This window comes from Pseudomonas sp. IT-P258, from assembly GCF_949767825.1.
GTDB classification, from domain to species: Bacteria; Pseudomonadota; Gammaproteobacteria; order Pseudomonadales; family Pseudomonadaceae; genus Aquipseudomonas; species Aquipseudomonas monachiensis.
In genome coordinates, this window is record NZ_CATKPU010000034.1 from 1 (window position 1) to 17,205 (window position 17,205).

18 protein-coding genes and 1 tRNA gene are annotated in these 17,205 nt (G+C 59.0%); 13 read left to right on the forward strand and 6 right to left on the reverse strand.

Annotated features, from left to right (window positions below; genetic code table 11):
• Window positions 1-61: 61 nt before the first annotated feature.
• Together ACM6G4_RS15510 and ACM6G4_RS15515 are read right to left on the reverse strand one after the other, a co-directional pair.
• Window positions 62-883 carry an HDOD domain-containing protein gene (locus ACM6G4_RS15510; protein WP_056720675.1) on the reverse strand — a complete coding sequence of 274 codons (822 nt, stop codon included), beginning with the start codon at window positions 881-883 and terminating at the stop codon, window positions 62-64.
• Window positions 884-917: 34 nt separating this feature from the next.
• Complete coding sequence (locus ACM6G4_RS15515) at window positions 918-1,859, reverse strand: YgfZ/GcvT domain-containing protein (RefSeq protein WP_414914042.1); 942 nt, start codon at window positions 1,857-1,859, stop codon at window positions 918-920.
• A 149-nt stretch (window positions 1,860-2,008) separates the two neighbouring features.
• Between ACM6G4_RS15515 and ACM6G4_RS15520 the strand changes: the two genes are divergently transcribed.
• Both ACM6G4_RS15520 and ACM6G4_RS15525 read left to right on the forward strand, forming a co-directional pair.
• Window positions 2,009-2,263 (forward strand): succinate dehydrogenase assembly factor 2, encoded by a 255-nt coding sequence (locus tag ACM6G4_RS15520; protein WP_007898624.1) that lies wholly within the window; start codon window positions 2,009-2,011, stop codon window positions 2,261-2,263.
• Window positions 2,247-2,699, forward strand: coding sequence for a protein YgfX (locus tag ACM6G4_RS15525; RefSeq protein WP_414914043.1), 453 nt, complete (start codon window positions 2,247-2,249; stop codon window positions 2,697-2,699). The genes ACM6G4_RS15520 and ACM6G4_RS15525 overlap by 17 nt, the downstream gene beginning before the upstream one ends.
• Here the strand turns inward: ACM6G4_RS15525 and nadB are convergent.
• Window positions 2,668-4,284 carry an L-aspartate oxidase gene (gene nadB / locus ACM6G4_RS15530; RefSeq protein ID WP_414914044.1) on the reverse strand — a complete coding sequence of 539 codons (1,617 nt, stop codon included), beginning with the start codon at window positions 4,282-4,284 and terminating at the stop codon, window positions 2,668-2,670. The two genes, ACM6G4_RS15525 and nadB, sit on opposite strands and share 32 nt — an antisense overlap.
• 552 nt (window positions 4,285-4,836) lie before the next feature.
• Here nadB and rpoE point away from each other — a divergent pair.
• From rpoE to ACM6G4_RS15550, 4 genes are all read left to right on the forward strand, one after another.
• Window positions 4,837-5,418, forward strand: a complete 582-nt coding sequence (rpoE, locus tag ACM6G4_RS15535; RefSeq protein WP_003172477.1) for an RNA polymerase sigma factor RpoE — start codon at window positions 4,837-4,839, stop codon at window positions 5,416-5,418.
• Window positions 5,419-5,449: 31 nt separating this feature from the next.
• Window positions 5,450-6,037, forward strand: a complete 588-nt coding sequence (locus ACM6G4_RS15540) for a sigma-E factor negative regulatory protein (protein ID WP_056720668.1) — start codon at window positions 5,450-5,452, stop codon at window positions 6,035-6,037.
• Between the two features lie 8 nt (window positions 6,038-6,045).
• Complete coding sequence (locus ACM6G4_RS15545; protein ID WP_414914045.1) at window positions 6,046-7,005, forward strand: MucB/RseB C-terminal domain-containing protein; 960 nt, start codon at window positions 6,046-6,048, stop codon at window positions 7,003-7,005.
• A 178-nt stretch (window positions 7,006-7,183) separates the two neighbouring features.
• Entirely contained in the window at window positions 7,184-8,608 is a 1,425-nt protein-coding gene (locus tag ACM6G4_RS15550; protein ID WP_414914046.1) for a DegQ family serine endoprotease, read from the forward strand.
• Between the two features lie 74 nt (window positions 8,609-8,682).
• Here ACM6G4_RS15550 and ACM6G4_RS15555 read toward each other — a convergent pair whose 3' ends face one another.
• Window positions 8,683-10,116 (reverse strand): M48 family metalloprotease, encoded by a 1,434-nt coding sequence (locus tag ACM6G4_RS15555; RefSeq protein ID WP_056720662.1) that lies wholly within the window; start codon window positions 10,114-10,116, stop codon window positions 8,683-8,685.
• Between the two features lie 98 nt (window positions 10,117-10,214).
• On the opposite strand from ACM6G4_RS15555, the gene ACM6G4_RS15560 reads away from it, so the two are divergent.
• Both ACM6G4_RS15560 and ACM6G4_RS15565 read left to right on the forward strand, forming a co-directional pair.
• On the forward strand, window positions 10,215-10,454 hold the full coding sequence (locus ACM6G4_RS15560; RefSeq protein ID WP_007996208.1) for a sulfurtransferase TusA family protein: 240 nt from the start codon (window positions 10,215-10,217) through the stop codon (window positions 10,452-10,454).
• Window positions 10,455-10,485: 31 nt separating this feature from the next.
• Complete coding sequence (locus tag ACM6G4_RS15565; protein WP_056720660.1) at window positions 10,486-11,556, forward strand: AI-2E family transporter; 1,071 nt, start codon at window positions 10,486-10,488, stop codon at window positions 11,554-11,556.
• Between the two features lie 87 nt (window positions 11,557-11,643).
• Here the strand turns inward: ACM6G4_RS15565 and ACM6G4_RS15570 are convergent, their stop codons facing one another.
• Window positions 11,644-12,117: a peroxiredoxin gene (locus ACM6G4_RS15570; protein ID WP_110658539.1), complete on the reverse strand. Its 474-nt coding sequence runs from the start codon at window positions 12,115-12,117 to the stop codon at window positions 11,644-11,646.
• A gap of 10 nt (window positions 12,118-12,127) precedes the next feature.
• Window positions 12,128-12,688 (reverse strand): glycine cleavage system protein R, encoded by a 561-nt coding sequence (locus tag ACM6G4_RS15575; RefSeq protein ID WP_007979776.1) that lies wholly within the window; start codon window positions 12,686-12,688, stop codon window positions 12,128-12,130.
• A 328-nt stretch (window positions 12,689-13,016) separates the two neighbouring features.
• Between ACM6G4_RS15575 and dapA the strand changes: the two genes are divergently transcribed.
• From dapA to ACM6G4_RS15600, 5 genes are all read left to right on the forward strand, one after another.
• Window positions 13,017-13,895, forward strand: coding sequence for a 4-hydroxy-tetrahydrodipicolinate synthase (gene dapA, locus ACM6G4_RS15580; protein ID WP_056720657.1), 879 nt, complete (start codon window positions 13,017-13,019; stop codon window positions 13,893-13,895).
• Window positions 13,896-13,912: 17 nt separating this feature from the next.
• On the forward strand, window positions 13,913-15,028 hold the full coding sequence (bamC, locus tag ACM6G4_RS15585; RefSeq protein WP_056720655.1) for an outer membrane protein assembly factor BamC: 1,116 nt from the start codon (window positions 13,913-13,915) through the stop codon (window positions 15,026-15,028).
• 4 nt (window positions 15,029-15,032) lie between these two features.
• Entirely contained in the window at window positions 15,033-15,791 is a 759-nt protein-coding gene (locus tag ACM6G4_RS15590) for an MBL fold metallo-hydrolase (protein ID WP_056720652.1), read from the forward strand.
• Window positions 15,792-15,819: 28 nt separating this feature from the next.
• Window positions 15,820-16,533 (forward strand): phosphoribosylaminoimidazolesuccinocarboxamide synthase, encoded by a 714-nt coding sequence (purC, locus tag ACM6G4_RS15595; protein WP_007944067.1) that lies wholly within the window; start codon window positions 15,820-15,822, stop codon window positions 16,531-16,533.
• 83 nt (window positions 16,534-16,616) lie between these two features.
• Window positions 16,617-16,706 (forward strand) — tRNA-Ser (locus ACM6G4_RS15600).
• Window positions 16,707-17,205: the final 499 nt, after the last annotated feature.

Below are 17,205 nucleotides of genomic sequence, written 5' to 3' on the forward strand. Positions count from 1 at the left end.
GCCCCCCGGCGGGGGGGGGCGCGGGGGGGCGTCCCGACGAAGGGGGCGACGCGGTCTTTGATCAGTAAAACATCGTGCGTGTTTCTTCCAGATCGGCACGCATCGCCTTGTCGTCAAAGTCGATCCCGAGTGCCTTGCAGGCCGGTACATTCAGCGCATCGGCACGGGTGTGCGGGTGATCGCTGTCCTGTAGACAATACAGGCTGGCCACCTGCACCAGATCCACATAGTCGACCTGCGCAGACTGGCGCTTGAAGTCCAGGTATAGCCGCGGCACTTGCACCAACATGTCTGGAAATTCCCAGACCTTGAGCAGTTTTTCGCCGATCAGCGGATGAATCTGGTCGATCACATGGTTGAGGCTGACCGGGTCGGACAGCAGCTCATAGTGATCTTCGGCGTAGGTCAGGATCGGCAGTACGCCGATCTGGTGCACCAGCCCACCAAGGGCCGCCTGATCGGGCTTGAGTCGGGTGTAGCGGCGGCACAAGGCGTAGCTGACGCCGGCAATTTCCAGGCTTTTGCGCCAGACATCGCGCATCTTCTGTTCCACCACGTCGGAGCGGGCATGGAAAATCTGCTCCATGACCAGGCCGATCGCCAGGTTACAGCTGTAGTTGATGCCCAGGCGGGTGATCGCGGTATGCAGGTCGGTCACTTCCTGGGCTGCGCGCAACAGTGGGCTGTTGACCACTTTGATCAGGCGTGCCGACAGCGCGGTATCACGGCCGATCACTTTGCTCAGGGTGCTGACGCTGACTTCCGGGTTTTCCGCGGCCTTGCGAATCTGCAGGGCCACTTCCGGTAACGTTGGCAGAACCAGGTCATCGTTATTGATGGCCTCAACCAAATCCTGTTGGACCTTTTCCGCCAGCTCGCTCATTTAGTCTCTCTAGCTGTTGCGTCAAATACTGCCGTTATTGCTGGATTTCGCGGTCGCGGTCCAGTTCATAAGGCAGGTCGAGCAGCTGCAAGGACGGCCCTTCGGGCGCGCCCAGGTGGATGTCTCCACTTTCTGCTGCTTCGGCTTGCAACACAGCCAGGAGTTCAATGTTCTGCCCGGCGCGGGCCGCCAGCACCACTTCGCCGATGGAGCTGCCGTGAGTCGGGGAAAACAGCGGTGTACCAGGCTCAGGCAGTTCGTCGGCAGCCAGTTGCAGGCGGTACAGGCGGCGCTTGAGTTTGCCCAGGTACTGCATCCGCGCGACGATTTCCTGCCCGGTGTAGCAACCTTTCTTGAAACTCACGCCACCAACCGCTTGCAGGTTGAGCATCTGCGGGATGAACAACTCGCGGGTGCCGGGCATGACCTGCCCGATCCCTGCGCGGACCTGGCCCAGCAGCCATTGATTCAGGTCGACTTCGCTCAGCAGCGTCGAAAGCTTGCCTTTGATCGCGTCGGCTTGACCGGCGGCGACCCACAGCTCGGCACGGTCAGGCGAGACACGGATAGCGATCAGCCCATCGCTGCGCACGACGCTGTCGGTTTCTGCTGGCAGGTCCAGGCCGAGGCTGACCAGTGCGGCGTCGCCATGGTCAACGCCGAAGCGGACCCAGGCGGCACTTTCGTCGGTCAGTTTCGACTTGGAAAACACCGCGTATTTTTTCAGGTCCGCCAGTTGCGGTTCGAGCAATTCGGTGGCCATGGCCAGGACCACGCCGTCACCCTCGAGCAGGATGCGGAAACTCGATTGCATCCGGCCTTTTTGCGTGCAGCGGGCACCGAGGCTGGCCCGGGAATCGCTCAGGTAGTTGAGGTTGCAGGTCAGTTGGCCTTGCAGGAATTTGCTGGCGTCCGCGCCGCGGACCGCGAGAACACCTTCATGAGAAAGGGTGCAGAAAAAAGCTGAATCGGCCATGGGTCATCGCAGGATAAAAAGTCTGGTGGACATCATAAGGGCCCGTCTTCGAAATGGGTAGTTAACAAAGGCTCGTCGGTGGCCGACCAAAGCCGACTGTTCGATAGGGCGCGGGCCTGTATACTTGCGGCCTATTTGAGGAGCGCTCCATGGTCGAAGATGTTGAACTGAATCGCCTCTACTGGCACAGCCGCCGCGGCATGCTTGAGCTTGACGTGTTGCTGGTGCCGTTTGTGAAAGAGGTTTATCCGCACCTCAACGAAGTGGATCGCGCCTGCTACGTCAGGCTGCTCGAATGCGAAGATCAGGACATGTTCGGCTGGTTCATGGAACGCGCCGAATCGGAAGATCCCGAGCTGCAACGCATGGTTCGCATGATCCTGGATCGTGTCCAGCCCAAGTAACGGGTTCGAATGCCGCTGGCATGCCTCACGGCAGTTGCTGGCGGCATATCTTCTGGCCCAGCTGTTCGCGTTGGGTTCTTTGTTTTCACTGTCAATTCCGGTCTGGGCCAGCGCGCTCGGCGTCGTGCTGTGCGTGGCTCACGGAGTCTGGCTGTTGCCCCGGCAAATCCTGCTGACCCACCCGCAGGCCTTTTGCGGCTTGCGGCGCGATGCCGATGGCTGGCAGCTGTGGAGTCGGGCCAGGGGGTGGCAGCCCGTGCAACTGAGACCGGACAGCCTGGCGCTGCCAATGGTGGTGGTACTGCGTTTTCGACTGCGTGGCGAGCGCCGGGTCCGGGCCATTTGCGTGCCCCGGGATGCGCAGGCGGCGGATGTGCACCGACGCCTGCGGGTCCGGCTCAAATTCAGCCGACGTAGGTGGGCGGCACCAGAATAGTGTCCAGTGCGACCGGCAGCATGTCCGGGTAGTCGAGGGTGTAATGCAGGCCACGGCTTTCCTTGCGCTCCATGGCTGACAGAATCATCAGCTCTGCCACTTGGGCCAGGTTGCGCAGTTCGATCAAGTCTCGGCTGACCTTGTAGTTGCTGTAGAACTCGTCAATTTCATCCAGCAACAGTTGCACGCGGTGTTGCGCCCGTTGCAGGCGCTTGTTGGTGCGCACGATGCCAACGTAGTCCCACATGAATCGCCGCAGTTCATCCCAGTTGTGCGCAATGATCACGTCTTCATCGGAATCGGTGACCTGGCTCGCATCCCAGGCGGGAAGGGGGGCCGGCATCGGCACCCGGGGCAGTTGCTCGAGAATGTCCGCGGCCGCCGAGCGGGCATAGACGAAACATTCCAGCAGCGAGTTGCTGGCCATGCGGTTGGCGCCGTGCAGGCCGGTGAAACTGGTTTCGCCGATGGCATATAGCCCCGGCACATCGGTACGGCCCTGTTGATCGACCATTACGCCGCCACAGGTGTAGTGCGCCGCCGGAACCACCGGAATCGGCTGTTTGGTGATGTCGATGGAAAATTCCAGGCAGCGTTCGTACACCGTCGGGAAGTGCGCCTTGATGAAGGCTTCGGGTTTGTGGCTGATGTCCAGGTAGACGCAATCGACACCCAGGCGCTTCATTTCATGGTCGATGGCCCGGGCGACGATGTCCCGTGGTGCCAACTCGGCCCGTGGGTCGAAGCGCGGCATGAAGCGCTCGCCATTGGGCAGCTTAAGGTGCGCACCTTCGCCTCGCAGGGCTTCGGTGATCAGGAAGCTCTTGGCTTGCGGGTGATACAGGCAAGTAGGGTGGAACTGGTTGAATTCCAGGTTCGCCACCCGGCAGCCCGAACGCCAGGCCATGGCGATGCCGTCACCGCAGGCGCCGTCAGGGTTGCTGGTGTAGAGGTAAACCTTGGCCGCGCCACCGGAGGCGAGGATCACAAAACGGGCGCCGTAGGTGTCGACTTCGCCAGTGCCGCGATTGAGCACATAGGCGCCGAGGCAGCGATCACCTTCGAGTCCCAGGCGTTTCTCGGTGATCAGGTCAACCGCAACCCGTTGCTCCAACAGTTCGATGTTCGGTCGTTTCCTTGCCTGGTCGAGCAGGGTGGTGAAAATGGCCGCACCGGTGGCATCGGCGGCATGGATGATGCGCCGATGGCTGTGACCGCCCTCGCGGGTGAGGTGGAACTCGAACCCGCCATCTTCGGTACTCGACTGTTCATCGCGGGTAAAGGGCACGCCCTGGTCGATCAGCCATTGAATCGCCTCCCGGCTGTGCTCGACGGTAAAACGCACTGCGTCCTCATGGCACAGGCCGCCACCGGCATTGAGAGTGTCATCGACATGGGATTCAACGGTGTCGGTGTCATCCAGCACGGCCGCAACGCCGCCCTGGGCCCAGAAAGTCGAGCCATTGGCGAGGTTGCCCTTGCTCAGAACGGCGATGCGCAAATGACCGGGCAAGGTCAGCGCAAGGCTCAAGCCGGCAGCACCGCTGCCAATTACCAGAACATCGTGTTGAAACTGTTGGCTCATTTCAGGATTCCGCTCAAAGCGACCCGGGTCGGGGGTGGCGCAACTGGACTGTCGAGTCGATGCAGCCGCACAGCCCACTAGTATATAGAGGGGGGGAGCGGCACAATACCCGAGCTGACATGGCATTGTGAAACTACCGTGACGCAAAATATCGGTCGCTTCGTCGGATGTTTTTCTGCCCGTTGGGCGCGAGAATGACTGTATCGCCGATTTAACAGTCTTTTTCCCTTCACGGTTGCACAATGTCGGGTTGGCACGGCTATAAATATTTGGAACTTTTGCCAAAGGGCCAAGATCAATAGACGGTTGCCTGAAACAAGGGACAGTGTCGGCTTCAGTGCGGGATTGCAGTTCGATCCTTGCTGAAGAGTCCGATGACAAGATTATCCGCGCAGCCGGGTCAACTCGTGCTGCGCTTTTCGTGCGTGCCAAATCAGAGCCCGCAGGAAACTTGCCTGGAGGGGGAGAACTTTTGCGAAAAGACCGAGTCTATGTTTGCAAGTCTGGTGGTTTACTTCTGCAATCCTCCTCCGAGCTCATCGAGGAGTGTTCATGCTAACCCAGGAAGAGGATCAGCAACTGGTCGAACGCGTTCAGCGCGGCGACAAGCGTGCTTTCGATCTGCTAGTGCTGAAATACCAGCACAAAATTCTCGGGTTGATCGTGCGTTTCGTGCACGACACCCATGAAGCCCAGGATGTGGCACAAGAAGCCTTTATCAAGGCATACCGTGCACTTGGAAATTTTCGCGGAGACAGCGCGTTTTATACGTGGCTTTACCGCATCGCCATCAACACGGCGAAAAACTATCTGGTTTCACGCGGCCGTCGGCCGCCGGATAGCGATGTCAGTTCCGAGGATGCAGAGTTCTACGATGGCGATCATGGCCTCAAGGATCTCGAGTCGCCAGAGCGGGCCTTGCTGCGGGATGAGATCGAGGGCACCGTCCATCGAACCATTCAGCAACTGCCGGAAGATTTGCGTACGGCTTTAACTTTACGTGAGTTTGATGGTCTGAGTTACGAGGACATTGCGAGCGTCATGCAATGTCCGGTAGGCACCGTGCGCTCCCGGATCTTCCGCGCCCGGGAGGCCATCGACAAAGCCCTGCAGCCGTTGTTGCAGGAAAACTAAAGACAGCGGCGACAGCCAAGAGAGGAACGCCATGAGTCGTGAAGCCCTGCAGGAATCGCTGTCCGCAGTGATGGATAACGAAGCGGACGAATTGGAATTGCGTCGGGTATTGAATGCCTGTGACGATGTTGAAACCCGTGATACCTGGGCTCGTTATCAGATCGCTCGGGCAGTGATGCACAAGGATCTGCTGCTTCCACGCCTGGACATCGCCGCGGCTGTTTCTGCTGCCCTGGCTGACGAAGCCGTACCGGCAAAAGCCTCCCGTGGTCCATGGCGCAGCCTGGGTCGTCTGGCGGTTGCTGCTTCCGTGACCCTGGCGGTGCTCGCCGGTGTGCGTCTGTACAACCAGGATGAGATCGCCGGTGTCGAATTGGCCCAGCAATCCACCCAGCCCGGATTGGCCGTTCCTCAAGTAAAAGGCCCAGCCGTTCTGGCAGGCTACAATGAGAGTTCGGATGCTACCGGCCCAATGGCCAGCGGCGTATTGCAAGGTCAGCCAGGCTGGCACGATCAGCGTCTGCCAGGGTACTTGCGCCAACACGCACAACAGGCTGCACTGAAAGGCACTGAGAGCGCTCTGCCGTACGCTCGTGCCGCAAGCCTGGAAAACCGTTAAGGAGGATCATGCGCGCCATACCTCTACTTTCGCTTCTGCTCAGCGGCTGGTTCATCGTTCCAGCCCAAGCCGATGAAGCCCGGGACTGGTTGACCCGCCTGGGCCAGGCAGAGCAACAGCAAAGCTTTCAGGGTACTTTCGTCTACGAGCGTAACGGTAGTTTTTCTACCCATAACATCTGGCACCTCGTCCAGGATGGAAAGGTCCGCGAGCGCTTGATCCAGCTCGACGGTTCCGCTCAGGAAGTCGTTCGCATTGATGGGCAAACCCAATGCGTCAGCGGCACGCTGATAGCAGGGCTTGGTGACTCACCGAACTCCGCTGCCCGTGCACTCGATCCCCAAAAGCTCAAGAATTGGTATGACCTCGCCGTCATCGGCAAGTCGCGTGTCGCCGGGCGTGCGGCGGTGATTGTATCGCTGACACCCCGCGATCAGCACCGCTACGGTTTTGAACTGCATCTGGATAAAGAGACCGGCCTGCCTCTGAAGTCCTTGCTGCTGGACGACAAGGGACGGTTGTTGGAGCGCTTCCAGTTCACACAACTGGATACCGCTGACGTTCCTTCCGAAAAAGACCTGCAGGCCAGTAATGATTGCAAGCCGGTCAATCTTGAAAGTGACAAGGCTTCTGCCGTCAAGTCTGCCCAGGTCTGGCGTTCCGACTGGCTGCCGCCCGGCTTTGAGCTGACCAGCAGCACCGCTCGCAAGGATCCGCAGACCAAGACCCAGGTCAACAGCCTGATGTATGACGATGGCCTGACGCGCTTTTCGGTGTTCCTCGAGCCGTTGAATGGCGCAACAGTCACCGACACCCGTACTCAGTTGGGGCCGACCGTTGCGGTTTCCCGGCGCCTGGCCACGGCACAGGGCGACATGATGGTGACCGTCGTCGGCGAGATACCGGTCGGTACTGCTGAACGGATAGCGCTTTCGATGCGCACCGACGCCGCTGCAACCAAGCAGTGAGCTGAATTCGAAATGTTTCGTGAGCATTTCAATTTGCAAAAATCCCGTAAATTTCTTATAGGTCAGAGCCCCTCGGCTCTGGCCTTGTTTGTTGTTCCCGGAACAAAAATACCGGCGTATCGTTCCCGGTGTTCCTTGCTCCATATCGCTTAACCATGCTCGTCGTAACGGGAGCCGTATGTCGATACCACGCTTGAAATCCTACCTTTCCATTATTGCCACCGTGCTGGTGCTCGGTCAGGCGGTCACCGCCCAAGCGGTCGAATTGCCTGACTTTACGCAACTGGTCGAACAGGCCTCGCCTGCAGTCGTGAACATCAGTACCACGCAAAAGCTGCCGGATCGCAAAGTCAGCCAGCAAATGCCCGATCTCGAAGGCTTGCCGCCGATGCTGCGCGAATTCTTCGAACGGGGCGTGCCGCCACAATCGCGCTCACCTCGTGACCGTCAGCGCGAGGCAACTTCCCTGGGCTCGGGTTTCATCATCTCTTCCGATGGCTATATCCTGACCAACAACCACGTGATCGCCGATGCTGACGAAATCCTCGTTCGCCTGGCCGATCGCAGCGAAATGAAAGCCAAGCTGATCGGTACCGATCCACGTTCCGACGTGGCGCTGCTGAAAATCGAAGGCAAGGATCTGCCCGTGCTCAAGCTCGGTAAATCCCAGGACCTGAAGGCTGGCCAATGGGTTGTCGCGATCGGCTCGCCGTTCGGCTTTGACCACACCGTGACCCAAGGCATCGTCAGTGCCGTCGGTCGCAGCCTGCCGAACGAAAACTATGTGCCATTCATCCAGACTGACGTGCCGATCAACCCGGGTAACTCCGGTGGTCCGCTGTTCAACCTCAACGGTGAGGTGGTGGGGATCAACTCCCAGATCTATACCCGCTCCGGTGGCTTCATGGGCGTGTCGTTTGCGATCCCGATCGACGTGGCCATGGATGTTTCCAATCAGCTGAAATCCGGTGGCAAGGTCAGCCGTGGCTGGCTGGGTGTCGTGATTCAGGAAGTGAGCAAGGACCTGGCCGAGTCGTTCGGTCTGGAGAAACCGGCCGGTGCGCTGGTTGCCCAGATCCAGGATGATGGCCCGGCTGCCAAGGGTGGCCTGCAAGTGGGCGACGTGATCCTGAGCATGAACGGTCAACCAATCGTTATGTCGGCCGACCTGCCGCACCTCGTTGGCGCATTGAAATCTGGTACCAAGGCCGATCTGGAAGTGATTCGTGACGGCAAGCGCAAGAATGTCGAGTTGACGGTCGGCGCGATTCCGGAAGAAGGCAAGGAACTGGACGCGCTGCCAAAATCCGGCATCGAGCGCAGCAGCAATCGCCTGGGTGTTTCCGTGGTCGAGTTGACTGACGAGCAGAAGAAAACCTACGACCTCAAGGGGGGTGTGCTGATCAAGGAAGTGCAAGACGGCCCTGCCGCCCTGATCGGCTTGCAGCCCGGTGATGTGATCACCCACCTGAACAACCAGGCCATCGGTTCCACCAAGGAGTTCGCGGACATCGCCAAGGCGCTGCCAAAGAACCGTTCGGTGTCGATGCGGGTACTGCGTCAGGGGCGTGCGAGCTTCATCACCTTCAAGCTGGCTGAATAACCCGGTTGTTGGTTGAATAAAAAACCGTCTCGAAAGAGGCGGTTTTTTTTTCCGAAGTTTTTGTCACCGGGGCGTCAGCCCATCATGTCCTTGATCATGCGCTCCTGTTCCATCAGCTCACGTTGCCGCGCGTCGATCCGCGAAGACAGCGGGAAGTTGCTGCCTGCCCGGCGTTTGGCGAAGTCCAGTTGCTGAATGGCCTGTTTGTAGTCGCCGACCAGCGCAAAGTATTCGGCGCGAGCCTGATGCAGGCCGATGATGTTGCCCGACAGGCCGCGCGTCTCGGCAACCTGATACCACACGTCCGGGTCATCCGGACGGGATTTGAGCAGGCCTTCGAGGGCTTTCTCCGCATCCGCAGTACGGTTTTGCTTGAGCAGCAGGTCGACGCGAATCTGGTTCAGCGGGTAGTTGCCAGCGTATTGGCCCATCAACCGGTCAACCCGGGACTGGGCATCCGCCAGGCGATTATTGGTGATATCCAGATCGACCTGAGCCAGGTTGTAGATGATTTCGTTGGGTGACTTGGCCAGCAACAGCTTGAGGTTTTCCCGTGCTTCGTTCAGTTGACCGCCCTTGATCTGGGCAATTGCCAGGCCGTAGCGCGCCACGTCGTTTTTCGGGTTTTCGTCGAGCTGGGCTCGGAAGCGCTTGGCGCCGAGCCCCGGGGTTTCTTCATAGATCAACTGGACGCGCGCGCGAATCAGTTGATAGCGCATGCTGTCTTCGATGCCACCCGCTGGAAACTGTTCGGCGCGGTTGCGGGTGTCGGCGATACGCGACTCGGTGACCGGGTGAGTCAGCAGAAATTCCGGTGGCTTTGCATCGTAGCGGTACTGACGCCCCAGGCGTTCGAACATGCTGGGCATCGAGCGGGGGTCGTAACCGGCCTTTTCCAGATTGAGCAGGCCGATACGGTCGGCTTCCTGCTCGTTCTGGCGGGAGAATCGCCGCTGTTCCTGGATGGCGGCGGCCTGTGTGCCTGCAATGGCTGCAATCCCGGCGTCACCGCCACCTGCGGCTGCCACCACGATACCCGCCAGCAATGCAGCCATCATGGGTACTTGCATGCGTTGCTGCGCTTCGACGCCCCGGGCAAAGTGGCGCTGTGACAAGTGAGCCAATTCGTGCGCCAGTACCGAAGCGTATTCGCCTTCGGTCTGGGCGTAGAGGAACAAACCACCGTTCACCCCGACGATCCCGCCGGGTGCCGCAAAGGCGTTGAGCTGCGGGCTGTTTATCAGGATGAACTCCAGGCGCCGGTCAGTGACCTGGCTGGTCTCCAACAGTCGGTAGACGCTGGATTCCACGTAATTCTTGAGTTGCGGATCGTTGAGCTGTGAAACCTGACTGCGCAACATGGCCAGCCAGGCGCGGCCGAGCTGGTACTCCTGTTGCGGTGAGACAATGGCAGAACTGGCGTCGCCGAGTGACGGCAGGTCGTCGGCGAAGCCCGGTGAGGCGAGCAGGCAAGCGAGCGTCAGCAGGGTAGGGCGCAAAAATGTCATGCACAAAGCCTTAGTCGACAAAGACCTTACTGTAGCCGGACACCGGCGTTGCGACCAGATATTCTAGGCATCTCAACCATCTGACCCGGAGTGATGCAATGACCGACGCTGTAGAGCATGACGTTGAACTGGATGCCAGTGGTCTCAATTGCCCATTGCCGTTGCTAAAGGCCAAGATGGAGCTCAACCGGCTGGCCAGTGGTGCGGTACTCAAGGTCATCGCCACCGATGCGGGTTCGCAGCGCGACTTTCGCACCTTTGCCCGATTGGCCGGTCATACCCTGCTTCGTGAAGAAGATGATGCGGGTGTTTACCGCTACTGGTTGAAAAAGGCCTGAACTCGGCTGCGTTTGCTCCTAAGGATTATTGATGTTCAAAGTGTTACGCGACTGGATTCAGCGCTATTTTTCCGATGAAGAAGCGGTGGTGCTGGCTGTCCTGCTATTTCTGGCATTCACCGTCGTGCTGACCCTGGGCGGTATGCTGGCGCCGGTGCTCGCGGGCATGGTGCTGGCGTACCTGATGCAGGGGCTGGTGGTGACCCTCGAGCGCTTGCGCGTGCCGGGCTGGGCAGCGGTGGGGCTGGTCTTTGCATTGTTCATGGGGCTGTTGCTGGTATTCATCGTGGTGGTCGTGCCATTGCTATGGCACCAACTGATCACCTTGTTCAACGAATTGCCCGGCATGCTTGCCAAATGGCAGTCGCTGTTGCTGTTGCTACCCGAGCGCTATCCGCACCTGGTATCCGACGAGCAGGTGTTGCGGGCCATCGAAGTGGCGCGGGGTGAAATCGGCAAGTTTGGCCAGTGGGCACTGACGTTCTCGCTGTCGAGCCTGCCGTTGCTGGTGAACATCATGATCTACCTGGTGCTGGTGCCGATCCTGGTGTTTTTCTTCCTCAAGGATCGGGCCATGATCGGCCAGTGGGTGCGCGGTTACCTGCCCCGTGAGCGGGCGTTGATCACCCGGGTCGCTCATGAAATGAACCGGCAGATCGCCAATTACATTCGCGGCAAGGTCATCGAAATCTTCATTTGCGGTGGCGTGACCTACATCGCCTTTGTTGTTCTTGAACTCAACTACGCAGCGCTGCTGGCTCTGCTGGTGGGGATTTCGGTGGTGGTGCCTTATGTCGGCGCCGTGGTGGTGACCGTGCCCGTGTTTTTGATTGCGCTGTTCCAGTGGGGCTGGAGCGATCAGTTCATATACCTGATGGCGGTCTACGGGATCATTCAGACGCTGGATGGTAACGTGTTGGTGCCATTGCTGTTCTCGGAGGCGGTCAACCTGCACCCGGTGGCGATCATCTGCGCAGTGCTGTTGTTTGGCGGGTTGTGGGGCTTCTGGGGGGTGTTCTTTGCGATTCCCCTGGCGACGCTGTTCAAGGCTGTGCTGGATGCGTGGCCGCGCAAGGAGCCGGTGGTGGCACCGCTGCTTTAGATTGTAGAAAGATCGCAGCCTGCGGCAGCTCCTACAGATAAATGCGTAATCCTGTAGGAGCTGCCGCAGGCTGCGATCTTTTAAAGGTCAGGCTTTATTCAGGGCCTGAGCGGCAGCCAATACCGCATCAACATGCCCCGGCACCTTCACGCCGCGCCATTCCTGGCGCAACACGCCTTTGGCGTCGATCAGGAACGTGCTGCGATCCACGCCCATGTATTCCTTGCCGTAGAGCTTTTTCAGCTTGATCACGTCGAACAGCTGGCAGATGGCTTCGTCCTTGTCGCTGATCAGCTCAAAGGGGAATTCCTGCTTGCACTTGAAGTTCTCGTGGGATTTCAGGCTGTCGCGCGACACGCCGAACACTTCGGTATTGGCGGCCTTGAACGCAGCGTATTGATCACGAAAGCCCTGCCCCTCGGTCGTGCAGCCGGGCGTGCTGTCCTTGGGGTAGAAGTAGATCACCACTTGCTTGCCCTTCAGGCCGGCGAGGCTGACGGTCTGGCCGCTGGTGGCGGGGGCTTCGAAATCGGCAACCGGTTGGTCGATGGCAACGGCCATGAAAGCTTCCTTACATTGGGTTCTGTGGGCGCCAGGGTTCGATCAGGGCATCGAGGTTCAGCGCGTCGGCAAAATCCAGGAACTGATCGCGCAGCCAGCTGATTTGCACGCCGGCCGGCAAGGTCACGGTAAACGTGGCGTTGAGCATGGTGCCGCCGGTCTGCGGAGCCTGGTAGGTGTCGCAGGTCAGGTTTTCCAGTTCGACATTGTGGTCCATGAAGAACTGGCACAGCTCGTTGATGATGTCCGAGCGGTAGGCCGAGCTGACATAAGCGACGTACGGCAGGGCCTGGGGGCGGTTTTCCAGGGCCGCGCTGCGCACCACGTTGACCGTGAATGCATGTCGCTTGGCCAGTACAGGCAGGCTGCCTTCCAGGCGTGCCAAGGCATCCCAGCTACCGGAGATTTCCAGCACCAGGGCACTGCATTCGCCATGGCGGGTCAGGCGAGAGGTGACAACGGCGCAGCGGTTTTCATGGCTGGCGCGGCACAGGACGTTGGTCAGCTCCATGGGGTTGGCGCCGAGGGCACTGATAACAAGGAATTGTTCGCGAACTGTGGGGGTGGACATGCAGCATTCCTAAAGCGATGAGCGGTCGGTACGTCCAGAGGTCGTTATGCCGGGAGCGAGCCTGCGGATGCGAATTCAGAAAACCCCGGAAGACAGGTTGCGACGTGCTCCGGCAGGGCGGGAGCGAGAGGCGGCAACGCTGGATCAGGGTTTGTGATGCCGAAAATGGAGGCTGAAACCCGACGCACGAGCTTGTCTGTACCGATCAAAGTCTGAAGGGTAGCGAAAACCGGCGCCAAGGGGAATGGCGGCAGCACAGTACTTCGCTTGTGCAAGCATCTTGGCGCCAGTACCATTACGGCTCTCTTTTTCCGGCAGGAGCGGTTTCATGATTGCGGGCAGTATGGTGGCACTGGTCACACCCATGGATGCACAGGGGCGTCTTGACTGGGACAGCCTCAGCAAACTCGTGGACTTCCACCTTGAAAACGGCACCCATGCCATTGTCGCCGTCGGTACCACCGGCGAATCGGCAACCCTTGATGTCGATGAACATATCGCCGTCATCAAGGCGGTAGTCAAGCAGGTCAATGGCCGTATTCCGGTGATCGCCGGTACCGGCGCCAATTCGACCCGCGAAGCCGTCGAATTGACCCGTAATGCCAAGGAAGCCGGCGCCGATGCCTGCCTGCTGGTAGTGCCGTACTACAACAAGCCGACCCAGGAAGGCCTGTACCTGCACTTCAAGCACATCGCCGAGTCGGTCGACATCCCGCAGATTCTCTATAACGTTCCTGGTCGCACCTCCTGTGACATGCAGGCCGAAACCGTGATCCGCCTGTCCACCGTGCCGAACATCATCGGTATCAAGGAAGCGACCGGCGACCTCAAGCGCGCCAAGGCTATCCTCGACGGCGTAAGCAAGGACTTCATCGTCCTTTCCGGCGATGATCCGACCGCCGTCGAGCTGATCCTGATGGGCGGCAAGGGCAACATCTCCGTCACCGCCAACGTCGCGCCGCGTGAAATGGCCGATCTGTGCGAGGCCGCCCTCAAGGGCGATGCCGAGACCGCACGGGCAATCAACGAAAAACTGATGCCGCTGCACAAGGACCTGTTCATCGAAGCCAACCCGATTCCGGTGAAATGGGCTTTGGTTGAAATGGGCCTGATGCACGAAGGCATTCGCCTGCCGTTGACCTGGCTGAGCACACCTTGTCACGAAACGCTGCGCACGGCCCTGCGCCAGTGCGGCGTCCTGGTTTAATTGAGGAAGTACAACGCATGAAGCGAATGGCCGGACTTTCCGCACTTGCCTTGATTATCTCCAGCACCAGTGGCTGTGGATGGGTCTGGGGCCCGGAAGGTTATTTCCGTGACCGTGGTAGCGATTACCTGGAAGCGCAACAGACTGCACCGATGCAAATACCGCAGGATATCCATGACGCCAAGCGTCTGGATCCGTTGTTGCCGATCCCGCGCAACGTGGCCGATGACACCGCCAAGGGCGAATACATCGTTCCTCGGCCACAGCCGCTGACCGCGGGTGCCGACGCCAGTGCCTACTCCCTGCAGAAGAGCGGCGGCTCCAGCTCCATCCTGGCGCAGAATCCGCCGGCTGAAATCTGGCCAGTGGCCGTTCAGTTCTTCCAGGACAACGGTTTCCGTCTGGATGAACAGCGTCCGCAAACCGGCGAATTCACCACGACCTGGCAGCATTCCGATGAACTGTCCGCGGCCGTGGCCAAGCGCCTGAGCGCGGCCGGTGTCAGCACGGACAGCGAAACCCGCGTGCGGGTGCGCATCGAGCCGGGCGTGCAGCGCAACACCAGTGAAGTCTATGTGGTCAGCGCCGAGCGTCCTGCCGGCAGCACCGCCGACGTGGCCTTCACCAACCGTTCGGTCAACACTGGCCTGGATGCGGCACTGGTCGACGACATGCTCGTGAGCATGAGTCGTATCTCCGAGAAGGGCGGTTCGGTCTCCATGCTGGCCTCTCGTGATTTCGACGCGCCTAGCCGTGTCAGCCTGAGTGAAGACGGCAGCGGCAACCCTGTGCTGAACGTCGGTACCGATCTGGATCGTGCCTGGTCAAGTGTCGGTCGTGCGCTGGAACAAGGCGAATGGCGTGTTGAAGACATTAACCGCAGCCTGGGCCTGTACTACATCAACCTGGCCGAAAAAGCCGAGAGCAAAGACGACAAGCCAGGCTTCTTCAGCGGCCTGTTCGGCAGCGCGCCGAGCAAGGAAGAGCTTGAGGCCCGCGCCGAGCGTTATCAGGTTCGCCTGAGCAAGGTTGGCGAGAACGTACAGGTCACCGTCGAGAAAAACATCAACACCGTGGCGCCGGCAGACGTGGCGCGTAAAGTGTTGAGCAAGATTCAGGACAACCTGGGCTGATCCTATGCGTTTTGCCGTTCTCGGCAGCGGTAGTCAAGGGAACGGCACGCTGATAGCCAGCGCTGATACGTACGTATTGGTCGATTGTGGTTTTTCCCTGCGGGAAACCGAAAAACGCCTGCTGCGCCTGGGTGTGAACCCAGCGCAGCTGAGCGCGATACTCGTGACCCACGAACATGCCGACCACGTGCATGGCGTGGGTTTGCTGTCTCGGCGCTACAATCTGCCTGTCTACCTCAGTCGCGGGACCTTGCGCGGGATGCGCAAACCGATTGAACCCGCAGGCTTTCTGGCCGGCGGCGAGCAGCTGCAAATCGGCGACTTGAGCATCGGTGTCATTGCCGTGGCCCACGATGCACAAGAACCGACGCAGTATGTTTTCAGTGATGGTTTACGGCGCTTCGGCCTGTTGACCGACCTGGGTTCGTATTGTGACAAGGTGCTGGACGGCTATCGGGACCTCGATGCGTTGATGATCGAGTCCAACCATTGCCGTGACATGCTGGCTCGCGGTCACTACCCGTACTTTCTCAAGCAGCGGGTGGGCGGTGAACTGGGGCATTTGAATAACCACCAGGCGGCATTCCTGGTGTCCGAGCTGGGCTGGAAAGACCTGCAACACCTGGTCCTGGCCCATCTGAGCAGCAAGAACAACCTGCCGCAGCTGGCCCGGCAATGTTTTGTCGACACCCTCGGGTGCGACCCGGACTGGCTGCAACTGGCCGATCAAGATTCAGGGCTCGACTGGCGACACATCGCCTAGCCCATCTACTTAGCAAGCGGAGCCCATCATGGAAAAACGTGAAGAACTCTACCGCGGCAAAGCCAAGTCGGTTTACAAGACCGACGACGCTAACCGTTTGATCCTGCTGTTTCGCAACGACACCTCGGCGTTCGACGGCAAGCGCATCGAACAGCTCGACCGCAAAGGCATGGTGAACAACAAGTTCAACGCCTTCATCATGCAGAAGCTCGAAGCGGCCGGCGTACCGACCCAATTCGACAAATTGCTGGGCGACAACGAGTGCCTGGTGAAGAAGCTGGACATGATCCCGGTCGAGTGCGTCGTGCGTAACTACGCCGCCGGCAGCCTGGTCAAGCGTCTGGGTGTTGAAGAGGGCATGAAGCTCAACCCATACACCTTCGAACTGTTCCTGAAGGATGACGCCAAGGGCGATCCGTTCATCAACGAATCCCACGTCGTGGCCTTTGGCTGGGGCACCGCCGAGCAACTGGTTCGCATGAAAGAACTATCGCTCAAGGTCAACGAAGTCCTGAGCAAGCTGTTCGACGACGCCGGCCTGCTGCTGGTCGACTTCAAGCTGGAATTCGGCGTGTTCCACGATGGTTCCATCGTGCTGGGCGACGAATTCAGCCCGGACGGCTGCCGTCTGTGGGACAAGGCCACCGGCAAGAAAATGGACAAGGACCGCTTCCGTCAGGGCCTCGGTGACGTCATCGAAGCCTACGAAGAAGTCGCCAATCGTCTGGGCGTACCGCTTTAACCGACGCAAGCATCTGATAGCACAGAAATATTTCGCTTAGGGGGTTCGCTTCCTGCGAAAGTGTTGTTATGATGCGCGCCGTTGGAGAGATGCCAGAGTGGCCGAATGGGACGGATTCGAAATCCGTTGTACCTTCACCGGTACCTAGGGTTCGAATCCCTATCTCTCCGCCATTATTGAACAAGACGAAGCCCCTGAAATGGTTAAACATTTCAGGGGCTTTTTCGTTTCTGTCATGTTGGTCGGGATGAGGTGCCCTTTATGCCGCGCCAGTCCGTTCCGGTTCTGCGCGTTCTCTGGCGTTTTCCGCGCGATACCCGTCATGCTCTCGGGATTCCTGGGTATCCATATGTCGTAGTGTTTTCTCGACGTCGTTGTGCCTGCATGTCCAGGCGACGTGATTTGGGTTCTGTGCTGTCCGATGCTTTATATAGGTGCTGGTGGTTTTCGTGGTGGCAGCCCGGGCGCTTTGGTAAGGCAGAATAATTTTCAGGTGGGGGGTTGACCACGTATTTAAATGCTGTACTATTCGCCTCCCGCTAACGAGCAGTTTGATCTGGCTCTTGGTTTAAGTAGTTGATTTTGTTGAAAAATCAGAAACTTTTAAGGTTGCAAATTGAAAAGATGCGCTGTAAGATGCGCACCTCGGTTGAGACGAAAGATCTTAACCAG